19 protein-coding genes are annotated in these 25752 nt (G+C 65.5%); 13 read left to right on the top strand and 6 right to left on the bottom strand.

Features of this window, described 5'->3' with window-relative positions:
- Positions 1 to 11: 11 nt before the first annotated feature.
- Positions 12 to 416: a DUF5319 domain-containing protein gene (locus tag R3P95_RS04065; RefSeq protein ID WP_032378069.1), complete on the bottom strand. Its 405-nt coding sequence runs from the start codon at positions 414 to 416 to the stop codon at positions 12 to 14.
- A gap of 299 nt (positions 417 to 715) precedes the next feature.
- Here R3P95_RS04065 and guaB point away from each other — a divergent pair, with 299 nt between their 5' ends.
- The 4 genes from guaB to guaA all read left to right on the top strand — a co-directional run bounded on the left by guaB (position 716) and on the right by guaA (position 6997).
- The gene (guaB, locus tag R3P95_RS04060; protein WP_188078559.1) at positions 716 to 2239 is read left to right on the top strand and encodes an IMP dehydrogenase; all 1524 of its coding nucleotides are present in this window, start codon (positions 716 to 718) and stop codon (positions 2237 to 2239) included.
- A 57-nt stretch (positions 2240 to 2296) separates the two neighbouring features.
- Positions 2297 to 3436, top strand: a complete 1140-nt coding sequence (locus R3P95_RS04055) for a GuaB3 family IMP dehydrogenase-related protein (protein ID WP_037188243.1) — start codon at positions 2297 to 2299, stop codon at positions 3434 to 3436.
- A gap of 186 nt (positions 3437 to 3622) precedes the next feature.
- Positions 3623 to 5377, top strand: coding sequence for a GMC family oxidoreductase (locus R3P95_RS04050; protein WP_317547366.1), 1755 nt, complete (start codon positions 3623 to 3625; stop codon positions 5375 to 5377).
- Positions 5378 to 5407: 30 nt separating this feature from the next.
- Positions 5408 to 6997: a glutamine-hydrolyzing GMP synthase gene (guaA, locus tag R3P95_RS04045; RefSeq protein WP_032397497.1), complete on the top strand. Its 1590-nt coding sequence runs from the start codon at positions 5408 to 5410 to the stop codon at positions 6995 to 6997.
- Positions 6998 to 7002: 5 nt separating this feature from the next.
- Here the strand turns inward: guaA and R3P95_RS04040 are convergent, their stop codons facing one another.
- Complete coding sequence (locus R3P95_RS04040) at positions 7003 to 7263, bottom strand: hypothetical protein (RefSeq protein WP_317547365.1); 261 nt, start codon at positions 7261 to 7263, stop codon at positions 7003 to 7005.
- Entirely contained in the window at positions 7260 to 8636 is a 1377-nt protein-coding gene (locus tag R3P95_RS04035; protein WP_317547364.1) for a PspC domain-containing protein, read from the bottom strand. Before R3P95_RS04035 ends, R3P95_RS04040 begins: the two co-directional genes overlap by 4 nt.
- A 210-nt stretch (positions 8637 to 8846) precedes the next feature.
- Between R3P95_RS04035 and R3P95_RS04030 the strand changes: the two genes are divergently transcribed.
- From R3P95_RS04030 to R3P95_RS04020, 3 genes are read left to right on the top strand one after another with little or no spacing between them, the layout of a single operon-like run.
- Positions 8847 to 10136, top strand: a complete 1290-nt coding sequence (locus R3P95_RS04030) for a sensor histidine kinase (protein ID WP_394855394.1) — start codon at positions 8847 to 8849, stop codon at positions 10134 to 10136.
- The gene (locus tag R3P95_RS04025) at positions 10133 to 10780 is read left to right on the top strand and encodes a response regulator (protein WP_068051262.1); all 648 of its coding nucleotides are present in this window, start codon (positions 10133 to 10135) and stop codon (positions 10778 to 10780) included. Before R3P95_RS04030 ends, R3P95_RS04025 begins: the two co-directional genes overlap by 4 nt.
- 52 nt (positions 10781 to 10832) lie before the next feature.
- A complete protein-coding gene (locus R3P95_RS04020) occupies positions 10833 to 11840 on the top strand; it encodes a DNA polymerase III subunit beta family protein (protein ID WP_317547362.1) in 1008 nt (335 codons plus the stop codon).
- Positions 11841 to 11976: 136 nt separating this feature from the next.
- Here R3P95_RS04020 and R3P95_RS04015 read toward each other — a convergent pair whose 3' ends face one another.
- Positions 11977 to 13200, bottom strand: a complete 1224-nt coding sequence (locus R3P95_RS04015; protein WP_231893962.1) for a serine/threonine-protein kinase — start codon at positions 13198 to 13200, stop codon at positions 11977 to 11979.
- Between the two features lie 205 nt (positions 13201 to 13405).
- On the opposite strand from R3P95_RS04015, the gene R3P95_RS04010 reads away from it, so the two are divergent.
- From R3P95_RS04010 to R3P95_RS03995, 4 genes are read left to right on the top strand one after another with little or no spacing between them, the layout of a single operon-like run.
- Complete coding sequence (locus R3P95_RS04010) at positions 13406 to 14218, top strand: hypothetical protein (protein ID WP_317547361.1); 813 nt, start codon at positions 13406 to 13408, stop codon at positions 14216 to 14218.
- Positions 14215 to 15804 carry a DNA polymerase Y family protein gene (locus R3P95_RS04005; protein WP_317547360.1) on the top strand — a complete coding sequence of 530 codons (1590 nt, stop codon included), beginning with the start codon at positions 14215 to 14217 and terminating at the stop codon, positions 15802 to 15804. The genes R3P95_RS04010 and R3P95_RS04005 overlap by 4 nt, the downstream gene beginning before the upstream one ends.
- Before the next feature lie 22 nt (positions 15805 to 15826).
- Complete coding sequence (locus R3P95_RS04000) at positions 15827 to 16591, top strand: alpha/beta fold hydrolase (RefSeq protein ID WP_394855385.1); 765 nt, start codon at positions 15827 to 15829, stop codon at positions 16589 to 16591.
- A gap of 11 nt (positions 16592 to 16602) precedes the next feature.
- The gene (locus R3P95_RS03995) at positions 16603 to 17112 is read left to right on the top strand and encodes a hypothetical protein (protein WP_068051266.1); all 510 of its coding nucleotides are present in this window, start codon (positions 16603 to 16605) and stop codon (positions 17110 to 17112) included.
- Positions 17113 to 17121: 9 nt separating this feature from the next.
- On the opposite strand, the gene R3P95_RS03990 is transcribed toward R3P95_RS03995, so the two are convergent.
- Positions 17122 to 19122 carry an SDR family oxidoreductase gene (locus tag R3P95_RS03990; protein WP_149405370.1) on the bottom strand — a complete coding sequence of 667 codons (2001 nt, stop codon included), beginning with the start codon at positions 19120 to 19122 and terminating at the stop codon, positions 17122 to 17124.
- A gap of 34 nt (positions 19123 to 19156) precedes the next feature.
- Positions 19157 to 21286: an MMPL family transporter gene (locus tag R3P95_RS03985; protein ID WP_317547359.1), complete on the bottom strand. Its 2130-nt coding sequence runs from the start codon at positions 21284 to 21286 to the stop codon at positions 19157 to 19159.
- A 124-nt stretch (positions 21287 to 21410) separates the two neighbouring features.
- Here R3P95_RS03985 and R3P95_RS03980 point away from each other — a divergent pair, with 124 nt between their 5' ends.
- Both R3P95_RS03980 and R3P95_RS03975 read left to right on the top strand, forming a co-directional pair.
- Complete coding sequence (locus R3P95_RS03980) at positions 21411 to 24686, top strand: error-prone DNA polymerase (protein ID WP_317547358.1); 3276 nt, start codon at positions 21411 to 21413, stop codon at positions 24684 to 24686.
- A 77-nt stretch (positions 24687 to 24763) separates the two neighbouring features.
- Positions 24764 to 25732, top strand: coding sequence for a siderophore ABC transporter substrate-binding protein (locus R3P95_RS03975; protein ID WP_317547357.1), 969 nt, complete (start codon positions 24764 to 24766; stop codon positions 25730 to 25732).
- Positions 25733 to 25752: the final 20 nt, after the last annotated feature.

The raw sequence follows: 25752 nt of genomic DNA, 5'->3' as shown, positions 1-25752 counted from the left end.
GAAGTCAGGGTTCAGCTGTCGAATCCGTCGCCGTGCAACGCGTCGTTCATGGAAGCGTCGGCGAAACCTCGGCAGTAGTCCCAGGTCACGTAGGCGTCGGGTACAGGGTCGTAGGCAGGCTCGTGCGGCCGGACGGTTCCGTCGACGAGCAGCTGGAGCAGATTCGCGCGCAGCATGTCCCAGTCGTGGTAGTGGTCCTGCTGGCAGTCCTCGCAGCACACGACGAGGCCGCGGATGCCGCGGTGGCCCAGGAGAGCCTCGTAGACAGCCAGGTCCGCCAGATCCTCTTCGACGGCCAGGCGCTCCTGAGGATCGAGGGGCTGGCCTGGCTCGATGGCGTCGAGGGCGGCCGACGGGTCGGCTGGGTCTCCGGCGAACGGATCCGGGGGTAGACCGGGAGGCAGTTGATCGCGCACGCCTCCACGGTACGCAGGACTGGTGGGTCTGCGCCAGCCGTTCGAACGCGACATGCCGGACGTACCCGCCACCGACAACGCCGAGGACCGTCGTTTCGGGGCTCGCAGGCCACTGACAGCGAGACGCATTCGCACTGGTTGTGCCCTAGCCGATACCATGGTTCACGGCGCTGAACAGATGAGTGCAAGTGCCGAAACTCCATCCGTTCTCCAATCCCGCACTGCGGTGCGCCTGCGAGCTCTCACCGGCCGCACGCCGCGCCGAAGTGCAACCAGGCTCTAGGGAGGGCCAGATTCGCATGAGTAGTCCCGGAGCCCACGTCCGCACAGGCGGCGACGATCCAAACAAGGTCGCGATGCTCGGCCTCACGTTCGACGACGTCCTGCTGCTGCCGGCCGCTTCGGATCTGATTCCCAGCTCGGTCGATACGTCCAGCCAGATCACCCGCGAGATCCGCTTGCGAGTGCCGTTGGTCAGCTCGGCCATGGACACCGTCACCGAGGCCCGGATGGCCATCGCCATGGCCCGCGCGGGCGGTATGGGCGTGCTGCACCGCAACCTGTCACTGCAGGATCAGGCGTCCCAGGTCGAGACGGTCAAGCGTTCGGAGGCCGGGATGGTCACCGACCCCGTCACCTGCAAGCCCACCGACTCGTTGGCCGAGGTCGACGCCATGTGTGCGCGGTTCCGTATCTCCGGTCTTCCCGTCACCGACGAGACCGGCGCACTGGTCGGCATCATCACCAACCGCGACATGCGATTCGAGGTCGATCAGAATCGCCGCGTCGCCGACGTGATGACCAAGGCCCCGTTGATCACCGCACAGGAGGGCGTGACTGCGGAAGCGGCGCTCGGCCTGCTGCGCCGTCACAAGATCGAGAAACTGCCGATCGTGGACGGCAAAGGTGCGTTGACCGGCCTGATCACCGTGAAGGACTTCGTCAAGACCGAGCAGCACCCCGACGCCACCAAGGACCGTGACGGTCGTCTGCTGGTGGGTGCCGCTGTGGGCGTCGGGCAGGATGCCTGGGCTCGGTCGATGGCGCTGACCGACGCCGGGGTGGACGTCATCATCGTCGACACCGCACACGGCCACAATTCGCAGGTGCTCGAGATGGTCAGCAAGCTCAAGGCGGAGGTGGGCGACCGCGTTCAGGTCGTCGGCGGCAACGTTGCCACCCGCGCGGGCGCACTCGCTCTCGTCGAGGCAGGCGCGGATGCGGTCAAGGTGGGCGTCGGACCGGGATCGATCTGCACCACCCGTGTGGTCGCAGGTGTCGGCGCTCCGCAGATCACCGCCATCCTCGAAGCCGTGGCCGCGTGCAAGCCGCACGGTGTGCCGGTCATCGCCGACGGCGGTATGCAGTTCTCCGGTGACATCGCCAAGGCTCTCGCTGCCGGTGCCTCGACCGCCATGCTCGGATCGTTGCTGGCCGGAACCGCCGAGTCTCCGGGCGAGCTGATCCTGGTGGGCGGCAAGCAGTTCAAGAGCTACCGCGGAATGGGTTCGCTCGGCGCGATGCAGGGACGCGGGGGAGCGAAGTCGTTCTCCAAGGACCGCTACTTCCAGGACGACGTGTTGGCCGAGGACAAGTTGGTGCCCGAGGGCATCGAAGGTCGCGTCCCGTACCGCGGACCGTTGAATCAGGTCATCCACCAGCTCACCGGTGGTCTGCGCGCTGCGATGGGGTACACCGGGTCCACCTCGATCGAGGACCTGCAGAAGGCTCAGTTCGTGCAGATCACGGCGGCCGGGCTCAAGGAGAGCCACCCCCACGACATCACGATGACCGCAGAGGCCCCGAACTACACCACCCGATAGTCGCTTCGGCCTGTCCTGGGCCGATTCGATTCGCTCCCGAAGTAGAAAGGTGCGCGCGTGCGCGACCTCGTTGAAATCGGCATGGGCAGAGAAGCCCGCCGCACCTACCAGCTGGACGACATCGACATCGTGCCGTCCCGTCGTACCCGGTCGTCGAAGGAGGTGTCGACGGCATGGCAGCTCGACGCGTACCGCTTCGACATTCCCCTCCTCGCGCATCCGACCGATGCTCTGGTTTCGCCCGAGTTCGCGATCGAGCTGGGTCGACAGGGTGGGTTGGGGGTCATCAACGGTGAAGGGCTGTGGGCCCGCCACTCGGACGTGCAGGCCAAGATCGATCAGCTGATCCACATCGCCGAGACCGATCTCGATCCCGACGCGCCGATCGCCTTCCTGCAGGAACTGCACGCCGCACCGCTCCGGCCGGATCTGCTGGCCGCAGCGGTCGGTCAGGTCCGCGACTCCGGGGTGACCGTCGCGGTTCGGGTGAGCCCCCAGAACGCTCGCTCGCTCACCCCTGCCCTCGTTGCATCGGGCCTGGATCTGCTGGTCATCCAGGGCACGATCATCTCCGCCGAGCACGTTGCGCACGGCGAGGACGAGCCGCTCAACCTCAAGACCTTCATCGCGGAGCTCGACGTTCCCGTCATCGCCGGCGGCGTGAGCGATCACCGCACCGCACTGCATCTGATGCGTACCGGTGCGGCAGGCGTCATCGTCGGTTACGGTTCGGTCGAAGGTGGCACGACCACCGGTGAGGTGCTCGGTATCGGCGTTCCGATGGCCACCGCCATCGCCGATGCGGCCGCGGCGCGTCGGGACTATCTCGATGAAACCGGCGGGCGCTACGTGCACGTCATCGCCGACGGCGACATCACCACCTCCGGTGCACTCGCCAAGGCCATCGCCTGCGGGGCCGATGCTGCGGTTCTCGGTGCTCCGCTGGCCGTCGCTGCCGAGGCTCCCGGCGGAGGTTGGTACTGGCCGTCCGCCGCGGCGCACCCGTCCATGCCGCGCGGTGCGCTGCTGCCGATGTCGGCGGGGGACCGTCCGAGCCTGGATCAGGTGCTCAACGGTCCGTCGCGTGAGTCGTACGGCTCGATCAACCTCGTCGGCGGACTGCGTCGGTCGATGGCGAAGTCCGGATACTCCGATCTCAAGGAATTCCAGAAGGTGGGCCTGAACGTCAGGGCTTGACGACGTCTGTTCCAGCAGGGCGCGTACTCCTCTCACACGGGGGTGCGCGCCCTTTCTGCTGCATTGCGTCCACGCAAGTCGACCCCGGGTTGGTGATACCTCTCGTAACAGCTAGAATCGCTTGTGGCGGTAGTCACATGGGGGTGTGCATACTGTTCGACAGCATCGGATGTAGCGGAGGTCACCATGGGTTCAGCTGTTCGCGCCACGGATTACGACGTCTTGATCGTCGGTTCGGGCTTCGGCGGAAGTGTCACCGCGCTGCGCCTGGTGGAGAAGGGATACCGCGTCGGCATCCTGGAAGCCGGGCAGCGCTTCGAGGACAAGGACTTCGCGAAGAACAGCTGGGACCTCAAGCGTTTCCTGTGGGCTCCGAAGCTCGGCCTCTACGGCATCCAGCGCGTGCACCTGCTGCGCGACTGCCTCATCCTCGCCGGTGCCGGAGTCGGCGGCGGCTCGCTGAACTACGCGAACACCCTCTACAAGCCTCAGACACCGTTCTTCGAGGACAAGCAGTGGGCGCACATCACCGACTGGAGCAGTGAACTCTCCCCGTTCTACGACCAGGCCACCCGCATGCTCGGCGTCGTGCGCAACCCGCACATGACCCCCGCCGACGAGGTGATGAAGTCGGTTGCAGAGGACATGGGCGTTGCCGACACCTTCATTCAGACCCCGGTGGGCGTGTTCTTCGGAGACGAGCCCGGCAAGACCGTCCCGGACCCGTACTTCGGCGGCGCAGGTCCTGAACGCACCGGATGTATCGAGTGCGGCGAGTGCATGACCGGTTGCCGCCACGGAGCCAAGAACACCCTGCTGAAGAACTACCTCGGCCTGGCCGAGCGCGCAGGAGCCGAGATCGTGCCGATGACGACCGTCACCGGTCTCGTTCCGCGATCCGACGGCACCTGGGACGTCGACACCGAACGCACCGGCGCTCGGCTTCGCAAGGGGCGCAAGACCTACAGCGCAGCCAATGTCGTTCTCGCCGCGGGCACCTGGGGCACGCAGAACCTACTGCACAAGATGAAGGACACGGGTGCGCTGCCCCGTCTGTCGGACACGCTCGGGGAGCTGACGCGCACCAACTCCGAGTCGATCGTCGGAGCGGCCAAGCTGGCGGTCGATCCGAACATGGACCTCACCCGCGGAGTCGCGATCACGTCCTCGTTCCATCCCAGCCCCAACACCCACATCGAACCGTGCCGCTACGGCAAGGGCTCGAACGCGATGGGCTTGCTGCAGACGCTGATGACCGACGGCGGCGGAAAAATCCCACGGTGGCTCAAGTTCGTGTTCGCGCTGATCGCGCATCCGATCCAGTTCGTCCGCGTCGTCAACGTCCGGCACTGGAGCGAGCGCACCATCATCGCGCTGGTGATGCAGAACCTCGACAACTCGATCACCACGTTCACCAAGCGCGGGCCGTTCGGCCGCAAGATCTCGAGCAAACAGGGTCACGGTGAGCCCAACCCGACCTGGATCCCCGAGGGCAACGACGCCACCCGCCGCATCGCCAAGAAGATCGGCGGCGTCGCAGGGGGTACCTGGGGTGAACTGTTCAACATCCCACTCACGGCCCACTTCCTGGGCGGCTGCGCCATCGCCACGGACTCCGAGCACGGCGTCATCGATCCGTACCACCGCGTCCACGGCTACCCGACGCTCAGTGTGGTCGACGGGGCTGCCGTCTCGGCCAACCTCGGAGTGAACCCGTCGCTGACCATCAGCGCGCAGGCGGAGCGTTCCGCGGCACTGTGGCCGAACAAGGGCGAGCTGGATCTCCGTCCGGCACAGGGGCTGCCGTACCAGCGTCTCGATCCGATCGCCCCGAACTCTCCGGTCGTCCCGGTGGATGCTCCGGGCGGTCTGCGACTGCCGATCGTGGAGATTCGGTCGGGTTCCTCGGCGATGCCCGTCGAGCATTCGGGTGTTGCATGAGTGCTGGAACAGTCCCACTAGACTGACCCGGTGACCGACTCCTCTGCACACGATCCCGCACACGCACGCCCGGTTCTCGTCGTCGATTTCGGCGCCCAGTACGCGCAGTTGATCGCCCGCCGTGTGCGCGAGGCCAACGTGTACTCCGAGGTGATCTCGCATACCGCGACGGCCGAGGAGATCGCGGCGAAGGACCCTGTCGCGCTTGTGCTTTCCGGTGGACCCTCCAGCGTCTACGCCGAGGGTGCGCCCGAGCTCGACTCCGCTCTCCTCGACCTCGGCATCCCCGTGTTCGGCATCTGCTACGGATTCCAGGCCATGGCCCAGGCCCTCGGCGGAACCGTCGAACACACCGGAACGCGGGAGTACGGACGCACTCAGCTCAGCGTGGACGGCGGTCGCCTGCACGACGGCCTGCCCGCAACGCAGCCGGTCTGGATGAGTCACGGTGACGCGGTCACCGCGGCCCCGGAAGGCTTCACGGTCACGGCCACCAGCGCAGGCGCGCCGGTCGCTGCCTTCGAGAACGAGGGCAAGCGCATGGCGGGCGTGCAGTATCACCCCGAGGTTCTGCACTCCCCGCACGGGCAGCAGGTGCTCAGCCGATTCCTGCACGAAACGGCGGGCATCGCCCCGGACTGGACTGCGGCCAATATCGCCGACGCTCTGGTGGACGCAGTGCAGGAGCAGGTGGGCCCCACGGGCAAGGCCATCTGTGGCCTCTCGGGCGGCGTCGACTCCGCGGTGGCGGCGGCACTGGTGCAGCGGGCCATCGGTGACCGTTTGACCTGTGTCTTCGTCGACCACGGACTGCTGCGCGCCGGCGAGCGTGAGCAGGTGCAGCAGGACTTCGTGGCCGCGACCGGAGCCAAGCTCGTCACGGTCGATGCGGTCGACACCTTCCTCGGCGCGCTCGAGGGCGTCTCCGACCCGGAGGAGAAGCGCAAGATCATCGGCCGCGAGTTCATCCGGAGCTTCGAAGGTGCTGTGGCCGAGGTGCTGGGCGAGAACGCCGAGCACGGCGACGCCGTCGAGTTCCTGGTGCAGGGCACGTTGTACCCGGATGTCGTCGAGTCCGGCGGCGGGTCCGGTACCGCGAACATCAAGAGTCACCACAACGTCGGCGGACTGCCGGACGATCTGCAGTTCGCCCTGGTCGAGCCGCTGCGTGCGCTGTTCAAGGACGAGGTGCGTGCAGTCGGACGCGAACTGGGATTGCCCGAGGACATCGTCGGCAGGCAGCCGTTCCCCGGACCCGGCCTGGCGATCCGCATCGTCGGTGAGATCACCCGCGACCGTCTGAACACGCTCCGTCATGCCGATTCGATTGTCCGAGAAGAACTTACGGTCGCGGGATTGGATCAGCAGATCTGGCAGTGCCCGGTGGTGCTGTTGGCCGATGTGCGTAGCGTGGGAGTGCAGGGCGACGGTCGTACCTATGGACACCCGATCGTGTTGCGTCCGGTGTCGAGCGAGGACGCGATGACGGCGGACTGGACCAGGCTGCCGTACGACGTGCTGGAAACGATCTCGACTCGGGTGACCAACGAGGTTCCGGAGGTCAACCGAGTCGTTCTCGACGTCACCAGCAAGCCGCCGGGCACCATCGAGTGGGAGTGACGGCGTCAGTTCTTTCTGCTGGGGCCCAGTAGAAGCGCGAAGCCCACGACCACCGCGGCGACGACGAACACCCAGCGGAACTGGACGTCGCCCAGTGCCGCGATCGCATCTCGGCCGATGAGTGCTGCGACCGAGACGACCATGGCAGCGAGGCCGGCGAGGAGCAACAGTGCCGAGGGGCCGCGTCGGCTAGAGGTGTGATCCTCGGTGTCGGAATCGGCGCTGCCGTGGTCGAGTCCGATGCGGTCGGTCTTGTTCTTCTTCACGGGTTCTCCACCTTCAGTTCGCCGAGTGCCAGATCGCCCACGATCGTCAGAACCGGAGTATCGGTGGTGCCAGGACCGAAGCTTGTCTCGGTGGGGCACTGACCGATCGCCGCCTCGCACTCCACGATCACGTTCATCGAAGCGGGCACGGTGACCGACGCGCTGCCCAGCGCCACATCGATCTCGACGGTGTGGTCTTCGGCGAGTTCGAGGCCGGTGAGGTCGAGGTTCAGCTCGCCGGCCCCGACGTCGTAGGAGGGGTCGAGCTCGGCGGCGGTGAGTGGGGCGATCGTCTGATTCCCCGGCACTCTGTTGTTCAGGTCCACCGGACCGACCGCCGACGCCAGGACGACGAAGCCGGCCAATGGTGCTGCGACCACCAGCAGTCCGTAGCCCTTGCGTAGGAACGCGCCCAGTACGAGTCCCACGGAGATGATTGCCAGAGCGACGGCACCGACGCGGCCCGGTGATGCCCAGTCTCCGCCGGTAGCCGAACCGACTGCCGCGGTGACTGCGGCAGCGAGCAGAGCCAGGCCGAGAAAGCTTGCTGTCCAACGTGATCGGCGCTTGCGTTCGATTGCCGCAGGCGGAAAGGTGCCTGCCGGTTCGGGAAGATCCCAGGCGAACGGGGCCACACCGAGCGGATCCCACGACGGGGGAGTCACGGTCGGCAGGTCGGTGGGCAGGTCGGCCGGCTTCTCGGCGGATGCGGTCGACTTGCTCAGGTTCACGGTGAGCGCGTCGGCGTCGATGCCGTTGTGCTCGATGGGCTTCGGCGTCGGAACGTAGCTTTTCGGCAGGGTCGTGTACGGGGTGTAGCGCTCGTGCTGGAACTGTGGCGGACGATACTGCGCGGCCGTCCACTGCTCGGCCGATGTGCTGGTCGAGCCGAAAGGCATCGGAGCGTAGCGATTACGGGAGAACTCCGCCGTCCGCATGTACGGCGGCGGCTCCGGGCACCGTTGGTGCAGCAGCCACAGTCCACCGAGCATCGCCACCAGTGAGATCAGCCCCGAACCGCCGAGTCCGACACCTACCGGGCCGATGGTCGACACCGCGATGACCAAGGCCACTGCCACGACCACCATCTTGGTCGTCGAATCGGAGCTGTTCCCACGCCCGACCAGCGACTCCGCACCCGACGCCGTATCACCGGCGCGGTTGAGCACCAGCCACCCCGCCAGATACAGCACGATGCCGGTACCGCCGAACAAGGTGGAGACGACGAACGCGATCCGAATCAGAACGGGGTCGACGTCGTAGCGGTAGCCGATACCGGCCGCAACACCCGCCACATGCCCGCGTTGCGGCAAGCGGTGCGGACGGGTGCGCCACATCTGCTGAAGTTGATCCGAGACGGTCACGTTGCTCATGCCAATCATCGTGGCGGTGCCGGTCGAGAAACACATCAGGGATACCCCTGATATCCACCCCGAGCGTGATCGGACGTCGGTGAACGCGCGAAAACATCAGGGCGAACCCTGATGCGACACCGACCCGGTCCGTGCCAGGATCGAGGCGTGCACCCTGTCGACAATCCACCCGTTGACGCCGCCCGCAACACATCTTCCGAAGCCGGCGACGTGCCGGTCACCCATGCCGCTCCTGTTCTCCCTGTCGCTTCTGCAGGCTCCGCTCCTGCCGCCTTCCAACGACGCGGCGGCGGACGCATCGTCGGCGGCGTCGCAGGTGGTCTCGCCGACCACCTCGGCGTCGACGTGTTCAAGGTCCGGGTCGCATTCGCACTGCTCGCCGCGTCGGCCGGTGCCGGAATTGCCGCCTACGGACTGATCTGGATGTTCACGCCCGCGGGCGAGGACACTGCGCACCCGAGTGCCGCCGAACGTCAGCGTGCGCTCGGGTTGGCTGCCATCGGTCTCGGCCTCGCCGTCGGGCTCGCCTGGCTACTCAGCGGCACCGCTGCTTCGGTCATCGTGCCGGTCATCGTCGTGGTGATCGGTGCTGCCCTGGTGTGGCGCGAGTTCGACTCCGAGGGCCCGCGAACGGCTCTGGGGCTCCCCAAGCATCCGACCGTGTTGAGTTGGGCGAGGGTCGTCGGCGGAGCCACGTTGATCGTGCTCGGTCTCGCCGTGGTGGTGCTCGCCCGCGTCGATCTGGCGGCGCTGCGCTCGTCCTTGCTGGCGGTGGTGGTCACTCTCGTCGGCGTCGGCCTGTTGACGGTTCCCATCTGGTTGCGCACCTGGCGTGCGCTCGGTGCCGAGCGGTCTGCGCGCATCCGCAACGACGAACGCGAGGAAATCGCGTCGCACCTGCATGATTCGGTGCTGCAGACACTGGCCCTGATCCAGAAGCAGTCCGATCGTCCACAGGAGGTGATGCGGTTGGCGCGCGGCCAGGAGCGTGAACTACGCAAGTGGCTGTTCGACGGCGGCGACACCGACAACTCGAACTTGTCCGATGCGCTCGAGACCATCTCCGGTGAGGTCGAGGATCAGCACGGTGTCACCGTCAGACCGATCACGGTCGGTGACGTGCAACTACTGCCCGACGACGTCGAATCTGGCCTGTCCAGGGAAAGTTTCACCGCTCTGCTGGGTGCAACCCGAGAAGCACTGGTCAACGCGGCCAAGCACTCCGGTGAGACCAATATCGACCTGTACGCCGAAACCGAACCGGACCAGGTCAGTGTTTTCGTTCGCGACCGCGGCACCGGATTCGACGAGTCCGCGGTACCCGAGGATCGACAGGGCCTGGCGAAGTCCATTCGGGGACGCATCGAGCGCCGCGGCGGCACGGTGCAGGTACGGTCGACCGTCGGCAAGGGAACCGAAGTGCGAATCTTCATGCCCCGCAACGGTGCCTCCGTGACCACCGAATCATCCGAATCCACCCAGCAGGAGCAGCCGACGTGACCGAACCTTTCCGCGTTTTCCTGGTCGACGACCATGCGGTGTTCCGTTCCGGTGTGCGAGCCGAACTCGGCCGCGAGGCGGACATCGAGGTAGTCGGGGAAGCGGGAGGCGTCGCCGAGGCGGTCTCGGGAATCGAATCGACCAAGCCGGACGTGGTGTTGCTCGACGTGCACATGCCCGACGGCGGCGGCGTGGCCGTGTTGAACCGTATCTCCGAGGGGCCGGTGTGTCTCGCTCTGAGTGTGTCCGACGCCGCCGAGGACGTCATCGCCGTCATCCGTGCCGGGGCAAGGGGATACGTCACCAAGACGATCTCCGGCTCTGAGCTCGCCGACGGTGTTCGACGCGTCGCCGGGGGAGATGCCGTGTTCAGCCCCCGCCTGGCCGGGTTCGTCCTCGACTCGTTCACCGGTCGCAGCGCCGCTCCGGAGCCCCCGCTGGATCCGGAACTGGATTCGCTGACGCCCCGTGAACTGGAGGTGCTGCGGTTGTTGGCCCGCGGGTACACCTATCGTGAGATCGCCGAGGATCTGTTCATCTCGGTCAAGACCGTCGAGACGCACGCCTCGAACGTTCTCCGAAAGACTCAGCAGTCCAACAGGAATGCGCTCACCAGATGGGCGCACAAGCGTCGAATCGACTAGGTGACCGGATCTCGCTTGACCTTCGACCTACCCGAAGCCTCAGGATTTCCCCATGACTGATTCGGACCAAGAATTCCTGACCATCGGTGTGTTCGCTCGCGCGAGCGGGCTGACCCCCAGTGCCCTTCGCTTCTACGACGACTGTGGGTTGCTCGTGCCGGCATCCATCGACGCCAGGTCCGGCTATCGCTACTACACCCAAGCACAAGCGAAGCGGGCGAACATCATTCGACAACTTCGCGAAATCGGCATGCCGCTCGACACGGTGGCTTCCGCCCTCGACGGCGACGGAGCTGCAGCGGTGGAGATGGTGGATCGGCACGTCGACGAGCTCGCCGCACGTGCGCGGGCAGCTGCCGAGGCCGCGGTGTCCATTCGCCGATTGTTCGACGAAAAGTACTGCACAGCAACGGTATCTGCTGCCGACTTCGCGTCGGCGGTGGAACAGGTCGTGTCGGCGGCCGGAACGAGCGAGGAGTTTCCGGTGCTGCGGGGCGTGTTGGTCGAGGTGGACGGTGGCACTGTCACGCTCACCGCGACGGATCGGTACCGACTCTCCACTCGAAGCCTCGTCGCGCAGAGCTCACCCGGTGCATCCTGGTCGCGTATCGCAGCGGTCGGCTCCCTCGGGTCTCTACCCGCGTCGGGGAACTGTGCGTTGACGGCAACCGACGACGCGATGATGCTCGAGTCCGAAGGCGTCCAGCACACCGTGGATCTCGTCGACGGCGACTTCCCCGACTGGCGGACGATCGTCGACGGTCTGGCCCCGACTGCGACGCGGGTTGTGGTGCAACGAGATTTCGTTCCCCTCGACAGCGGCACGCTGCGGATCGACGCAGGCCCGGACGGCCTGACGGTCGAGGGAGTTGCCGTCCCCGCACGGGTCACCGGTTCCGAGACGACGGTGTTCTTCGATGCGGCCGTCCTGCAGGCTGCCGTCGCATCGGCCGTCGGGCCGGACCTGATGCTCGATATCGCCGCGCCGGATCAGCCGATGCTGGTGCGGTCGGCAGTCGACGGCGCTCTGACGACGCTGGTGATGCCGGTTCTCGGCTGATCGATGGGCGACGTGCCCGAAAGTTCTCGGCTACATCGACTTTCGATGGCGGGTGCTTGCCGATCCCCATCGTCGACGCGTGGTTGCGGGTGCTGTCGGGTCGGGGGAAATCCGATGCGGAGATCGGTGTCGAGGGTCAGATCACAAGCATGATCACCAGAACGAGAACGACCACGACGGCGAGCACGAGTGCTGCGAGGATTGCGGTCGACGGAATCGACGTTCGATCGCCGATGACGTCCTCGATCCGCATCAGGACGTCGTCGATCGGGTTCTTCTTCTTTTTCGGCAGGTCGAACGGTGGTGGCGAATACGTGGACGGGACCGGATTGGCTTGGCTCTCACCGGGTTGCACGGCCGGTAGGCCCGCGATGGTTCTGCCGAACTCCCGCGACGGACGGCGAGATTCGGAGACCGGTGTCGAGCGCCTGGCCCATGCCGGGACCACACCGTCCGCAGATGTCAGCGGTGCCCCGCGCAGTTGAGCTATGGTGCCGCGCTTGCTGATCGCGGCGACGATGATCTCGTCGCGCGCCTGCGCCATGGTGGGGCGTCGGGCAGGATCGGGCTCGAGCATGTGCAGCAACGGTCCCGTGAGATCGCCGCTGCGGGTGGGAGCGATGATCTGCCCCTTGGCAACTCGGTGCAGCAGTGCGATCGAATCGTGATCGATGTCGAACGGCGGTTTGCCTTCCATGGCCGTGTACAGCGTTGCGCCGAGGGAGAATACGTCGCTGGACGCGGTGGGGTCCTGTCCGCGCGCGACCTCGGGGGCGAAATATGCCGGGGTGCCGGTGATCACACTGTCGTCGGCTTCTTCGACGTCTCCCTTGGCGCGGGAGATGCCGAAGTCGCTGATCTTGACGATGCCCAGATCCTTGCCGCGATCGGCGATCAGAATGTTGCCCGGTTTGATGTCGCGGTGCACGATTCCGGCCTCGTGCGCCTCGGTCAGTGCATCGGCGATCTGTGCGCCGATCTGTGCGACCTCGAACGGTGGTAGCGAATCGGTGGTGCCGAGGGCCTGCGCGAGACTGCGCGAGGACAGGTATTCCATGACCAACCACGGCTCACCGTCGACGAGAGCGACGTCGTGCATCGCGATGGCGTGCGGGCTGGAGAGTCGGGCAGCGATGCGACCCTCGCGCATGGCCCGGTTGCGTACTTCCTCGGCCTGCTGAGGGGTCAGTCGAGTGGTGGACGTGACCTGCTTGACGGCCACCTGACGGTGCAGAAGTGTGTCGGTGGCGAGCCATACCGCGCCCATGCCTCCACCGCCGAGTTTGCCGGCCAGGCGGTATCTGCCTGCCAGGAGGTAGTCGGGCCCGACGCCCCGTCGAACACGCTGCTGATCCGTCACGTCCACAGGTTAGTTGACGATGGCGGGACGTGCCTGCAGCCACGGAACGGAGGCATCTACCAGGGGCTTCGGCATCACCTTGACGAGTTGCCGTCCGAGCGGCTTTACTGGGTGCAGATCGAAATTGTGTTCGAATGCGCCACTTCCCGCGTCCGTCGAACACCGAAGTTTCGGCTCGATTTTCTACGCCGCGAAGTGGAGTGACATGACTGTATCGGGAGCTTCTGTCACGCCGGATGCGCTCGACGGGTTGTCGCTGCCGGAGCGCGTGGCGTTGCTGCGTAGCCGGATGGCTGCCGTGCCTTCTCGGGGCGAAACGGCATCGGTGCGCATCGAGAATTCGGACCCTGTCGAGCCCGTGATTCAGGAACCGTCGACGCAGCGTCCAACCCGTCAGCGGCCCGTTCTCCCGGTGCCGTCCGCGCTGATCGAGGTACTACCGCACGGCGGCCTGGTGCGTGGAACGGTGGCCTCGGTATCCGGTGCCGGCTCGCTCCTGATCGGGTTGGTGGCTGCGGTGACCGGTGCCGGTGGGCATGTCGCCGTCATCGGGCAGCCCCGTTTCGGGATTCTGGCCGCGGTCGAGATGGGTGCAAAGCTGAGCAAGCTGGCCCTGATTCCCGATCCCGGTCCCGATCCGGTGGAAGTGGCGGCAATTCTGCTCGACGGTGTCGACCTCGTCGTGCTCGGTCTCGGTGGTCTGTCGGTATCGCCCACTCGGGCCAGGGCCGTGGTGGCCAGAGCGCGTAGCAAGGGCTCGACGCTGCTGGTGACCGATGGGCACTGGGACGGGGCAGAGTTACGACTGGACGCATCGGTCCACGGATACGACGGCCTCGGCACGGGCCGGGAGCTGGGTCGCGGCCGACTGCGCGGCGTCCGTTTGTCGGTGTGCGCTCGCGGCAAGGCGACGCGGCCCCGCACCGTTCGACTCGACCTGCGTTCGGAGAACGGCCGCATCGAGTGGCATGCCGAGGGGCGCGAACAGAATCCGTTGTCGATCGCGGTCTCGACATGAGCATCGACCGCTCCAGCCGTGTTCGTGCCAACCGTGTTCTGGCTCTGTGGTGCCCCGATTGGCCTGCCGTTGCAGCAGCTGCCCAGGCCGATCTCCCTGCGACGCATCCGGTGGTCGTCACCTCGGCCAATCGGGTCGTCGCGTGCTCGGCGACGGCACGGGCATCGGGCATCAAGCGCGGCCTGCGCCGTCGGGAAGCGCAGGCGCGGTGCCCGGAAGTGCATGTCGCTCTGGCCGATACCGATCGTGATGCGCGACTGTTCGAGCCCGTGGTCTCGGCGATCGCCGCCATCGCACCGGGAGTCGAAGTACTGCGACCGGGCCTGCTGGTTCTTTCTGCCCGCGGCGTCGGACGGTATTTCGGTACCGAGCATCGGGCCGCGGAACGGCTGATCGACGAAGCGTCGGCTGCCGGAGTGGAATGTCAGATCGGTATCGCCGACGAGCTGTCCACCGCGGTCGTCGCTGCGAGGTATGCGCAGGTGGTGCCGCGCGGCGGGGGTGCAGGCTTCCTCGCGCCGTTGCCGGTGGCGGAACTCTCGGCGGAACCGAGCATGTCTGCTGCCGATCGCGGCGAGCTGGTGGATCTGTTGCGGCGCTTGGGTCTACGAACCATCGGCGACTTCGCTGCACTGTCTCCGGGGGATGTGGCGTCCCGGTTCGGTACCGACGCGGTGTTGGCGCATCGCAGTGCACGAGGCGAGCCCGAGCGTCCGCCGTCGGCCAGGGCTCTTCCACCCGACCTGGATGTGGAGTACCTGTGCGACCCGCCGATCGATCGAGTCGACGCCGCTGCCTTCGCCGGGCGCGGCCTGGCCGAGCAGCTGCACACCAAGCTTGCCGCCGCTGCCGTTGCGTGTACTCGGCTGCTGGTGCATGCCAGTACCGGTAACGGTGAGAACCTGTCGCGGATCTGGCGCTGCGCGGAGCCGTTGACGCCGGAAGGAACAGCCGATCGTGTGCGGTGGCAACTGGACGGCTGGATCACCGGGCGCAGCGAGAACAAGCCGACGTCCGCGATCACCGTGCTGCGGCTCGAACCGATCGAAGTGGTGGCCGCAGGTGAGCTGCAACTGGGGTTGTGGGGCAGTGTCGGCGACGAGGACGAGAGGGCGCGTCGGGCGTTGGTGCGCGTGCAGGGTCTGCTCGGTGGCGAATCGGTGCTCGGTGGTGTGCTCAGTGGGGGTCGTGGGCCGTCCGAGCGGATCACGTTGCGTCCGCTCGGCGACGAATTGGTGCCGATATCCGACCCGTCGGCTCCTTGGCCGGGACGGCTACCCGAGCCTGCTCCGGCGGCAGTGATCGAGACACGTCCGACAGTGACGTTGATGAATCGAGCGGGAACCGGAATCGGCGTCACCGATCGTGGTGTGTTCGATGCGCCCCCGTCGCGGTTGCGCTGGGGCACCAAGGAATGGGCGTTGACGGGTCTGGCCGGACCGTGGCCGGTGGACGAGCGATGGTGGGACAGTGGCCACGCGGCGACGGGTCCGACGGCGCGAGCCCAGGTGGTGCTCGACGACGAGAGGGCCCTGCTGCTGGTGTTCGACGAGGGTCGGTGGCGGGTGGAAGGAATCTACGAATAGCGGCACCGCTACCGTCGAGGGAATGCAGATGATGTCGGAGACGGTCGACCTCGATGGCGTCGATATCGCGTATCGCTCGTTCACCCCGCTGGGGCATGCGAACTCGGAATCGACACCGGTGATGCTGGTACACGGCATGGGCGGTGACAGCACAACCTGGGATCGGTTCACCCGGGCGCTCACCGCGCAGGGCCGCCGGGTGATCACCGTCGATCTGCGCGGGCACGGCAAGAGTGCGCACACGTCCACGTACGAGTTCGATTCCTTCGGGGCAGACCTGCTGGCCCTGATCGACCACCTCGGGCTGAACGAAGTCGATCTCGTCGGCCATTCCCTCGGCGGATATGCGGTCTCGCTCGTCGCGCAACGTCGCCCGGAGCTCGTTCGGCGTCTGGTACTCGAAGAGCTCCCGATACCGATCAGGCCGGGGGACGCTCCGCCGACGCTGACCGGCAAGATGCCGTCGATCACCGAGCTCTGGCACGCAGCGAGCAGCGTCGTTCTGCATCCCCGCGCGGTACTCGCCTTCGATCGCTCGATGACCGCCACTGCTCTCGACCAGTTCCGTCGGCCGAATCCGCAGTGGTGGGAGTCGTTGGCCGACATCGCTGCTCCGACGTTGGTGCTTCGCGGCGGTCCCGGCGGCATGGTCGATCCGGAACGACTGGACGCGATGGTCTCCGAGATCTCGACCTGCCGCGTCGAGGCGTTTCGCACCGGACACAGCATTCATCGTGACGGCTACTCGGCGTTCGAGGCCACCGTCCTCCCGTTTCTGACGCACTAGTGTCTTCGGACATGACACCGAGTGCGCTGGATCGCAGGATGCTGGGCTGGTCGGCACTGTTCGTCGTATCCCAGGCCAACATCGCCCGACTGCTCGGCCCAGCAGCTCCGAAGGTGCTTGCCGTGCAGACGGCGTGGTCCGCCGAGCGTTATCGGCAGATCCTGGCGAGCATGGACGAGACCGAGATCGCCCGGTTCCGCAGCCACTATCTGCCCGATTTCGTCCATCCGGCGATCTACGCCGTTGCATTGCGTGCCGGCGCGAGGAGCCTGGCGGACAAGACGCCGCTGAGCCCTGCGGCGACGACTGCATTGGCCGTCGCACCCGTGGCCTCTGCCGCCGGCGACTACATCGAGAACATCGTCGGACTGATTCTGGTGGACAACCGCGAACAGATCACCGACACCGTCGTTCGCGCCACCACCGTGGTCAGCACCGTCAAATGGGTGCTGGCCATCGGCACTCTGACACACCTGAGTCAGGGATTCCTGCGTGTCTGGGGAAAGGCACTGCTGCGCTGACCCCGCCGGTCACCAGCTGGTGCCGGGTACCAATCTGCCGGCGCGACGGATCACTTTGCCGATGCGAGCGCTCGGAGCTTTCGGATCGTAGGGCCGGACTCGGTAGGGCACCTTTCCGTCCTCGAGGGGTACCTGCGCTTCTCCTTTGGCAGCCGCGGATTCGGCGAACGTGCGGTAGTGCTGGTGCATCGTGCGGTCCTTGCCCTTGGGGGCGAAGATGGCTCCGAACTGTCCGAGCGTTCCCAGCGGCGTATCGATGCGTTTGGGCTTGTCGCTCAATGCGCGGATCACCATGGCCGCGGCCTTCTCCGGTGAGAACACCGGGCCGACGTTCTTGTCGCCCGTCGGGGTGATCATCGGAGTGTCCACCAGCGGCATGTGGATCGTGGTGTACGTGATTCCGTCCGAGAGTGTTTCTGCCGCAGCAACATCGGTGAACCCGTCGAGCGCTGCCTTGCTGGCGACATAGGCGGAGAACCGTGGGGGGTGTCCCAGGACGGCAGCGCTGGAGATGTTGACCACGTGCCCGAACTGACGTTCACGCATGTGTGGCAGCAGCGCCAGCACCAACCGAATTGCCCCGAAGTAGTTGACGGCCATGGTGCGCTCGTAATCGTGCAACCGATCGGTGGACCGATAGAGCGAGCGGCGGATGGATCGCCCGGCATTGTTGACCAGCATGTCGACATGACCGTGTTCGCTCAGAACGGTTTTCACGGTGTGCTCGACCGACTCGCTGTCGGTCACGTCGCACGGGTAACCGTATGCAGTGCCACCTGATTCGCGAATTCTTTCGACCACTTCGTCGAGTTGATCCTGCCCGCGTGCGAGAAGAATGACCACTGCGCCCTTGCGTGCGGCCGCCTCGGCACTGGCCCGGCCGATGCCGGAGGAGCCGCCGGTGATGATGATGTGACGACCGAACAGTGGCCCGCGCGGATCGTTTCGGCGATTGCGCTTGGGGTCGAAGTTCTCCCGCCAGTAGGTCCACACGCGATCGGCGTACGTGCGCAGTGGAGGCGGTGCAATCGAGCTGCCCTGCAATGCTTTCTGTGTCGCTGCCGACTCGAACACCGTGGGCAGGGTCAAGTGCTCGAGCATCACCGGAGGTACGCCGAGATCACGGAGGGCGGCGTCGCGTTGCTTGCGTACGGCTCGGTACTTGGGGGAGACGACCGGAGCGACCAGTGCACCCGGTACGTCGACGATCTTCGCTCGCGATCCGGCTGCCGACGAAAATGCGGAATACACCTCGGCCATGGATTGCGGACTCGTGTTCACCAGATGGAACACGCTGCCGGAAGAAGTGTTTCGATGTACGAGCTCGACGATGGCGTCGGCGACGTAATCGACCGGAACGAGGTTGGTGGAGCCCATCTTCGGCACCGTGATCGGTATGGCAGAAGGCAGCTTGGCAAGTTCGGCGAAGAACGGGAAGAAGTAGTACGGGCCGTCCACTTTGTCGATCGCACCGGTCTCCGAGTGGCCGATGATCGCGGCGGGCCGGTAGACCCGCCAGTCCACAGCGCTGTCTCGCACCAGCTTCTCGGACTCGAATTTGGTGCGGTGATATGCCGTCGGAAAGGCTTGACCGAGGTCGAAGTCGTTCTCCGAGAACGTTCCTCGGTGATCGCCCGCGACGGCGATCGACGAGATGTGGTGCAGGCGAGCCCCCGTCTTCTCGGCGAGACGAATCACCGAGGCCGTTCCGGCGACGTTGGTCGGGGTCTGCTCGTCGCCCGCGGTCAGATCGTAGACGGCTCCGAGATGGAGGATGTGGTCGATGTCGGAAGGCACGTCTCGGAGTCCGAGCGCCGGCTCGGTGAGGTCGCCGACCAGCGGGTGAATTCGGTCGCCGCCGTCGAGGTGCTGTGCCAGTCGCTCGAGCCGCGCCACCGAACTCGGACGCACCAGCACGTGGATTGCCGCGAGTGCATCGCGGTCGAGCAATCGGGGCAGCACGTTCTTCCCGAGAAACCCGGTACCGCCGGTTACGATGAAGTTCGCCATGCGAGCCGACCCTACTCCGAAGTAAGTTCCGGTGCTAGTGCCCGATACCGGCTTTTTCGTGCACTTTCTTCATCCAGGCGGGTGCCCACCAATTGGCCTCGCCCATGAGTTTGACCAAGGACGGAACCAGCAACATACGGATGATCGTCGCGTCGATGATCAGAGCCAGAATGACTCCGACGCCGAGGAACTTCATGATCGACAGACCCGAGATGGTGAAGGCACCGGTGACGACGATCAGAATCAACGCCGCCGCAGTGACGATGCGTCCGGTGCGTTGGGCACCGAAGATCACCGCTTCCTCGGTAGTCGCTCCCGCCGCGCGGGCCTCGACCATGCGCGACATCAGGAACACCTCGTAGTCGGTCGACAAGCCGAAGATGACCGCGAGGATGAGAACGACGAACGTCGACTCGAGCGGTCCTGGGGTGACGCCGAGCAGGGAGGCTCCGTGGCCCTCTTGGAACACCCACGTGAGTGCGCCGAAGGTTGCGCCCAGGCTCAGTCCGGCCATCAGTACGGCCTTGACGGGCAGCACGATCGAGCCGAACGCGAGGAACAGCAACACCAGCGTCGAGACGACCATGATGGCGATCATCACCGGTAGCCACTTTGCGATTGCAGCATTGCCGTCGTCGACGTTGGCTCGTCCACCGCCGACGAGGATCTCGGTGCCGTCGGGAGGGGCAATCGAGCGCAGTGCAGACACTGCCTCGGATTGAGATTCGGCCTCGGTCAGGCCGCCGGTCGGCTCGCTGTAGGACGCCTGAAGTGTCACGAAATCGTCTTTGGAGCCCAGGAATTCGGCGCGAGCGATACCCGGTGTGGATTCCACAGCCGAGGTGAGGGATGCGATGGGTGCGCCCTGAGGCTTGACGCCGTCCAGGCCGCGAAGAACCACGGTGGCACCCTCGCCGGTGGATTCGAAGTCGGTGCCGAGCGTCTCGAACGCCATGCGCGCAGGATTGTCCTTCGGCAGCGCCGTGTAGTCGACCTCGCCGAGTGAGACTTTCAGGATCGGGGTGGCGATGATCAGCAACCCGGCGACGATGACGGCCGCGACGATTCCCGGATGCTTCATCACGCGGGTGACGACGCCGCCCCAGAACTTGTGTGCCCGTGCATCGCTGCGATCGGACGCGGTACGCGACCACGTCCAGGAGTTGATGCGGGGGCCGAGAATCGCGAGCAGTGCCGGAATCACCGTCAGGGACAGGACGGCCGCGCTCGCCACCGCCGCCATGGCCCCGAACCCGAGGGATCGGATCACCGCCTGCGGGAAGACGAGCATGCCCGCGAATGCGCAGATCAGCAGCAGTCCGGAGAAGACGACGGTCTTGCCTGCGGTGGACACCGTGCGGACGGTCGCGTCGAACGGCGTCGACCCGCCGCGTAGTTCCTCGCGGAATCTGCTGACGATGAACAGTCCGTAGTCGATGGCAAGGCCGAGCCCCAGTAGCGACGCGACATTGATGGAGAACGAGCTGACTTCGGTGAACTCGGTGAGCACCCGCAGGATGGCCAGTGAACTGAGCACGCTGAGGATGCCGACGAACACCGGGACCGCTGCGGCGACGACGCCGCCGAAGATGAATATCAGCAGCAGCAATGTGATGGGAACAGCGATGATCTCGGAGCGGACGAGGTCGCGTTCGAGGGTTTCGCTGAGCGATACCCCGACCACCGACGCGCCGGCGAACTGCGATTCGATGCCGGGTACTTCGAGCTGGGGCGGCAGGTCGCCGAAGGTGTTGAACGTGACGCCCGAGTTCGCCCCGAGGGACACCGTCGCCAAGGCCTTGGTTCTGTCTTTCGAGATCAGAAATTCTCTGCTGACCGGGTCTGCGGTCCAGTACGAGTTGACGTTGCCGAGGGTGTATCGACTCGTGAACTCGTCGATCGTCGCTTGCACTCGGGGGCCGATGTCGTCGATCGTCTCGCCCTCGGGTGCGGTGTAGATCGCCACGATGTCGGGAGTCGGTTGGCCGATGCCCTGTAGGAGCCGTGCCACCTCGGACGATTCGCTGCCGGCGTCTGCGTAGCCGCCCTCACTCAGTTTCGAGAAGACGCTCAGTCCCAACACCCCGCCGACTGTGACGACGGCGACGACGACAGCCAGCACCCATCGTTTGTGCGATACGACGAACGAGGCCCAACGGGTCACGACGGTGCTCCGGCTCTGTGGAAGGGGTCAGTGGCGACTCGACTGTAGTTGATCGTGTCGGACCCCCGTGCTCTCATTAGAACAAGTGTTCGATACAACGGCGATGCGGTGAGGGGAGGGCTCGATGGGATGGAACGACGGACCACCCACGTGGTCGGAGATGGAGCGCGTCCTGTCCGGACGTCCCAAGCCGGCGGCCGAGGGCGACGGCGGCGACAGCCCGGCTTGGTCGCGAAAGAGGGACGTCTACGACCGCACCATCGACAAGCCCGTGCTGTCCACGACGCCGTATGCAGAATTGCATGCGCACTCGGCGTTCAGCTTTCTCGACGGTGCCTCGCAGCCCGAGGAGATGGTCGAGGAGGCGGTACGCCTGGGCCTCGAGTCCATCGCCATCACCGATCACGACGGTTTCTACGGGGTCGTGCGCTTCGCCGAGGCAGCCAGAGCTCTCGGCATCGGAACCGTGTTCGGTGCCGAACTCTCACTGGACACGCATCGATCCCGAGCCGGGGAGACCGATCCCGACGGCACTCATCTACTGGTGCTCGCTCGCGGCCAGGAGGGGTATCGCCGGCTCTCGCGTCGGATCGCGGCCGCACACCTGGCCGGCGGAGTCAAAGGCAAGCCGCAGTACGACATCGACGAACTCACCGAATCGGCGGGCGGGCACTGGCAGATTCTCACCGGTTGCCGAAAGGGTCATGTTCGGCAGGCGCTCTCGCGCGGTGGTCCGGAGGCGGCCGAGTCCGCGCTGCGCACTCTCGTCGACCGCTTCGGGGCCGATCGCGTCACCGTCGAACTCACCCGGCACGGAATTGCCGACGACGACGAGCGCAACGATGCGCTGGCGATGCTGGCTCGAAAGTACGGTCTTCCGACGATCGCGACCACGGCCGCGCACTACGCCAGTCCGCGCAGCAGGAGATTGGCCATGGCGATGGCCGCTGTGCGCGCTCGGAGCAGTTTGGACGAGGCTGCCGGTTGGTTGGCACCGACCGGCGGCGGACATCTACGGTCCGGAGCGGAGATGGCGGAACTGTTCGAGCACTATCCGGGCGCGGTGCGCGGTGCCGTCGAGCTCGGTCGTGAGTGTTCGTTCGATCTGAAGCTGATCGCGCCACGCCTCCCGCCCTTCGAGGTGCCCGACGGGTACACCGAGATCAGCTATCTGCGTCGACTCACGTTCGAGGGGGCCGCCCGTCGGTACGGCTCGCAGTCGGCGAACCCGGCGGCCTATTCGCAGCTGGAGTACGAGCTCGACATCATCGAGAGGCTCGAATTCCCCGGCTATTTCCTGGTGGTCCACGACATCGTCCACTTCTGCAAGACACACGACATCCTCTGTCAGGGAAGAGGTTCGGCGGCCAACTCGGCTGTCTGCTTCGCGATCGGCATCACCAACGTCGACCCGGTGGCGAACAAGCTGCTGTTCGAGCGGTTCCTCGCACCCGAGCGCGACGGGCCACCGGACATCGACATCGACATCGAATCCGATCGTCGAGAAGAGGCGATCCAACACGTCTACGCCAAGTACGGCCGCACTCATGCCGCTCAGGTGGCCAACGTCATCACCTACCGCGGCAAGTCGTCCGTGCGAGACATGGCCCGTGCGCTGGGCTTCTCACAAGGGCAGCAGGACGCATGGAGCAAGCAGATCACCCGCTGGTCCGGAATCGGTGATCAGGAGGGCGACGGTATTCCCGAATCGGTTCTCGAACTCGCGCGGCAGGTCGAGGGCTTCCCGCGGCACCTCGGCATTCACTCCGGTGGCATGGTGATCTGCGATCGGCCGATCGCGGACGTCTGCCCGGTGGAATGGGCGACGATGGAGAATCGCAGTGTGCTCCAGTGGGACAAGGACGACTGTGCCGCAGTGGGTTTGGTGAAGTTCGACATGCTCGGGCTCGGCATGCTCTCGGCGCTGCACTACATGATGGACCTGATCGCCGAGCACAAGGGCATCAATATCGAACTCGCCTCGATCGACCTGTCCGAGCCTGCGGTGTACGAGATGCTCCAGCGAGCCGATTCGGTCGGGGTGTTCCAGGTCGAGTCTCGCGCGCAGATGGCCACTCTGCCGCGGCTCAAGCCGCGGAACTTCTACGATCTGGTGGTCGAGGTCGCGCTGATCCGTCCCGGTCCGATCCAGGGTGGTTCGGTGCACCCGTACATCAAGCGCCGCAACGGACTCGAGCCGGTGATCTTCGAGCATCCGTCGCTGAAGAAGGCACTCGATCGAACACTCGGAGTGCCGCTGTTCCAGGAACAGCTGATGCAGATGGCCATCGACGTCGCCGGCTTCAGTGCCGCCGACGCCGATCAACTGCGCCGTGCGATGGGGTCGAAGCGATCACCGGAGAAGATGGAACTGCTGCGTGGGCGGTTCTACGACGGGATGCGCGATCTTCACGGCATCACCGGCGCGGCGGCAGACCGAATCTACGAAAAGCTGTCTGCATTCGCCAATTTCGGCTTCCCCGAAAGCCATTCGCAGAGTTTCGCCTCACTGGTGTTCTACTCCTCGTGGTTCAAGCTGCACCACCCGGCGGCATTCTGTGCCGGCCTGCTGCGCGCTCAACCGATGGGTTTCTACTCGCCGCAATCCCTGGTCGCCGACGCCAGGCGGCACGGTGTGCTCGTCCACGGTGCAGACGTGAACGCCAGTCTCGGCCATGCGAATCTCGAGGCGAACGGCCTCGAGATTCGCATGGGGTTGGCCGATGTGAAGTTCATCGGGACCGCAGTGGCCCAGAAGATCGTCGACGCGCGAGACGCACACGGGCTCTACACCTCGTTCCTGGACCTGACCGGACGCGTCGAACTGTCGGTGGCGCAGGCGGAATCGCTGGCAACGGCAGGTGCACTCGGGTGCTTCGGCATCACTCGCCGAGAGGCACTGTGGGCTGCGGGTGCAGCGGCGGGGGAGCGTCCGGGACTGCTCCCTGGCATCGGAGCGTCGACGAAAGCGCCTGCGCTACCGGGAATGTCGGATCTCGATCTGGCCTCGGCCGACGTCTGGGCAACCGGTGTGTCACCGAATTCCTATCCCACGCAGTTCTTTCGAGATCGGCTCGATTCGCTCGGCGTGATTCCCGCGAACCGGCTGCTGCAGATTCCGGACGGAGACCGAGTGCTGGTCGGCGGAGCGGTGACGCATCGCCAGCGGCCGGCAACTGCCGGAGGCGTCACGTTCATCAACCTCGAGGACGAGACCGGGATGGTCAACGTGGTGTGCTCGGTCGGGTTGTGGGCCAAGTACCGCAAGCTGGCGATCACGGCTCCGGCGTTGCTGATTCGGGGAAAGGTGCAGAACGCCGAGGGGGCGGTGACCGTGGTGGCCGACCATCTGCAACTGATGGATCTCCGAGTCGCATCCAGATCCAGGGACTTTCGCTGACACTCGAGCTAAAATTTGCATAGCCTTGCCTAAGTGCTACTTTACTGCTCAACCAAAGTTCCAGTAAAGATCGAGCAATGGAGTACACCGAAGTGAGAACGTTCCGCGTCCCCCACCTGCTTGTCGCAGCCGCCGCGACCTCGCTGCTCGTGCTCGGTGCGTGCAGCACCGACTCGGCCACAGGTGAGTCGACCGACGCAGCAACCGTCACCATCGAGACGAACAACGGCAGCATGGAGGTTCCCGCGAATCCTGTGCGCGTGGCAGCACTGGACAACACCTCGTTCGAGACGCTTCGGGCGTTCGGTATCGAGCCGGTCGCTCTGCCCAAACCCATCATGCCGTCGACGGGCTTCGAGGAGTGGATCGACAACGATGCCATTCTCGACGTCGGAACACATCGCGAACCGAACCTCGAAGTGGTCAGCGAAGCAGAACCCGATCTCATCATCGGCGGCTACCGATTTCAGGAGTACACCGACGAGCTCGGCCAGATCGCGCCGACCATCGACATCTCGCCCGACGACGAGAACTTCGTCGACACTCTGAAGACCCAGACCGAGACACTCGGCGTCATCTTCGACAAGGAGGACCGGGCGGCCGAGATCGTCGCGGCCCTCGACGCCGCGGAGGCTTCTGCCGCGGCGCAGACCACCGGTCAGACGGTGTTTCTTGCCAACGTCAACGGCGGCAAGATCGACAACGGTGCCGCGCGCATCGGTCGTCTCCTCGAACCCCTCACACTGACCGACGTATTCGCAGGGCAGGCAGGCGATGTCCATGGTGACTCGGGTCTGGCACCGGAGACCATCGCTCAGGCCAACCCCGATTGGGTGATCGTTCTGGACCGCGACGCCGCAGCGGGTGAGCCCGGTTCGTCCCCCGCCAAGGCCGTCTTCGACGCTCAGGAAGCCTTCGCCGACACCACCTTCACCACCGAGGACCAGATCATCTACCTCGATCCGTTCTTCTACACCCGCGAGGGAATCCAGGCGTACACCGAAGCGTTCCAATCGATTTCGGACGCGTTCGAGAACGCCGCGTAGGCCCCGGCGAACACCGTTCG

The sequence above is a fragment of the Rhodococcus cercidiphylli genome (assembly GCF_033042225.1).
Lineage (GTDB): Bacteria > Actinomycetota > Actinomycetes > Mycobacteriales > Mycobacteriaceae > Rhodococcoides.
This window is presented reverse-complemented; position numbering and strand designations above follow the sequence as displayed.